We start from the raw sequence: 2,239 nt of genomic DNA on the forward strand, positions 1-2,239 counted from the left end.
AAATCACCACCGAAGGCGAGCAGACCGTTGGGGTCATCAAGCGCGTCGAAAGGCGAAGGAAACTCTATACTAGTAGTATCAAGTTCGGTTAGGTATATAGTCATAAGTACCGCATTACAGATTAATCACTGACCAAGAGGTCTTTAGGAGTTTTACCATGAAGAAGTTGCTTTGGATTTTACTTGTTTTGCCCATGTTGGCAAATGCAGCTTACAACAGAAACCAAGCTCGACCAGTAAACGAGGTGGTTTATGGTGAGATTGATACGGTCAGATACATCACTCAGCAAGAGATCGTTGAGTCGAAAGCGAATGGTTGGGAAACCTTGTTAGGTGCGGCGATTGGTGGCTTGATTGGTAACCAGTTTGGCGGCGGCACTGGTAAAGAAGTGGCGACAGCTGTAGGTGCAGTAGCAGGTGCGGGTATTGCTCGTAACCGAGGTAACACACAATATAAAGTAGAGTACAAACTGGTCGAGTTATTGGTCAAAACCAAAGACGACAAGTTGGTCAACATTATCCAAGATGTCGATAACTCGATGCTGTTCAACCGAGGCGATGATGTACGAATTCTCTATTTTTCAGATGGTGTTCGAGTTGATCTCGTGTACTAGTATATAAATACGATTGATTGGCTAATTAATCACCGGTTTGGGCCGGATTAGCTCTGGAGTTCGTTGGAAAAGTTCGTTAGTCTGCAAGTACGAAGAATTATTCATCACCCGAAAATAAATACGCACCAGTGACTTCGGGTGGTACAAGGACTATAAGATTTAATGGAAAGCCTTACGTTACAACCAATTCAAAAAGTGAACGGGGAAGTTAACCTACCTGGTTCAAAAAGCGTTTCCAACCGTGCACTTCTTTTGGCTGCACTTTCTACGGGAACCACTCGCCTAACAAACTTGCTAGACAGTGATGATATTCGTCATATGTTGAATGCATTGACTCAGTTAGGTGTTGATTATCAGTTGTCTGCAGACAAAACCGTTTGTGAAGTGACAGGTGTTGGTGGTGCATTCTCAAGTGACAAAGCCCTAGAGCTTTTCTTAGGTAATGCGGGTACGGCGATGCGTCCGTTGGCGGCTGCACTATGTTTAGGTCGCGGTGAATACGTTCTTACTGGTGAGCCTCGTATGAAAGAGCGCCCAATTGGCCACTTGGTAACAGCACTGCGAGAAGCCGGTGCCGATGTTGAATACTTAGAGAACGAAAACTACCCACCATTGAAGATCACAGGTACAGGTCTGAAGAGCGGTACAGTTTCTATCGACGGTTCTATCTCTAGTCAATTCTTGACGGCATTTTTGATGGCTGCGCCCTTAGCTGAAGGTGAAGTGACCATTAAAATTGACGGTGAATTGGTTTCTAAACCTTACATCGATATTACGCTGCACATCATGAAGCAATTTGGTGTGGACGTGATCAATAATGATTACCAAGAGTTTGTGATTCCTACCGGGCAATCTTACTCGGCACCGGGTGATTTCTTGGTTGAAGGTGATGCATCATCTGCGTCATATTTCCTTGCAGCTGCTGCTATCAAAGGTGGTGAGATTAAGGTCACTGGTATTGGTAAAAACAGTATCCAAGGTGATATCCAATTCGCTGATGCGCTTGAGAAAATGGGTGCGGAAATCGAATGGGGTGACGACTACGTTATCTCTCGTTGTGGCGAGCTGAAAGGCATTGATATGGACTATAACCATATCCCAGATGCTGCGATGACTATCGCGACAACCGCATTGTTTGCGAAAGGCACAACGGCAATCCGTAATGTCTACAACTGGCGTGTGAAAGAGACAGACCGCTTGGCTGCAATGGCAACAGAGCTACGTAAAGTCGGTGCTGAGGTCGAAGAGGGTGAAGATTATATCATTGTTAACCCTGTGGCTGAACTGACTCACGCGGCGATTGATACTTACGATGATCACCGTATGGCGATGTGTTTCTCGCTGGTTGCTTTGAGCGATACGCCTGTGACGATTAATGATCCAGGTTGTACGTCAAAGACATTCCCTGATTATTTCGACAAGCTGAAAATGCTAAGTCTATAAAAATGCTTAGTATGTAAAGGTTTAGGAACAAAAAAGCTTGCCTAAGTGGCAAGCTTTTTAATTATTGCTGAATTGTAAATTCTTTCGAAAGGTGGTGCGCTAAGTATTTAAACATGTTAAATACCGCGGTTGTATTCTCTGTCGGCATTCCATTGCTGTCTAAGAAGTATTCACCTTTGAAGA

The 2,239-nt window shown here is 44.4% G+C and carries 3 protein-coding genes and 1 pseudogene; 2 read left to right on the plus strand and 2 right to left on the minus strand.

Features of this window, described 5'->3' with window-relative positions; translation table 11 throughout:
• Window positions 1-104 (minus strand): annotated as a pseudogene (locus tag AB4512_RS21855) (leucyl/phenylalanyl-tRNA--protein transferase); the annotation flags it as partial.
• A gap of 53 nt (window positions 105-157) precedes the next feature.
• On the opposite strand from AB4512_RS21855, the gene AB4512_RS21860 reads away from it, so the two are divergent.
• Complete coding sequence (locus tag AB4512_RS21860; RefSeq protein ID WP_004736438.1) at window positions 158-613, plus strand: glycine zipper 2TM domain-containing protein; 456 nt, start codon at window positions 158-160, stop codon at window positions 611-613.
• Between the two features lie 162 nt (window positions 614-775).
• Window positions 776-2,056 carry a 3-phosphoshikimate 1-carboxyvinyltransferase gene (aroA, locus tag AB4512_RS21865; protein ID WP_017062105.1) on the plus strand — a complete coding sequence of 427 codons (1,281 nt, stop codon included), beginning with the start codon at window positions 776-778 and terminating at the stop codon, window positions 2,054-2,056.
• A 61-nt stretch (window positions 2,057-2,117) separates the two neighbouring features.
• On the opposite strand, the gene AB4512_RS21870 is transcribed toward aroA, so the two are convergent.
• Window positions 2,118-2,239 (minus strand): DUF2498 family protein (locus tag AB4512_RS21870; RefSeq protein WP_372175651.1); only part of this gene is annotated, 122 nt, incomplete at its 5' end.

This window comes from Vibrio sp. 10N.222.52.B7 (assembly GCF_041474275.1).
GTDB classification, from domain to species: Bacteria; Pseudomonadota; Gammaproteobacteria; order Enterobacterales; family Vibrionaceae; genus Vibrio; species Vibrio crassostreae_C.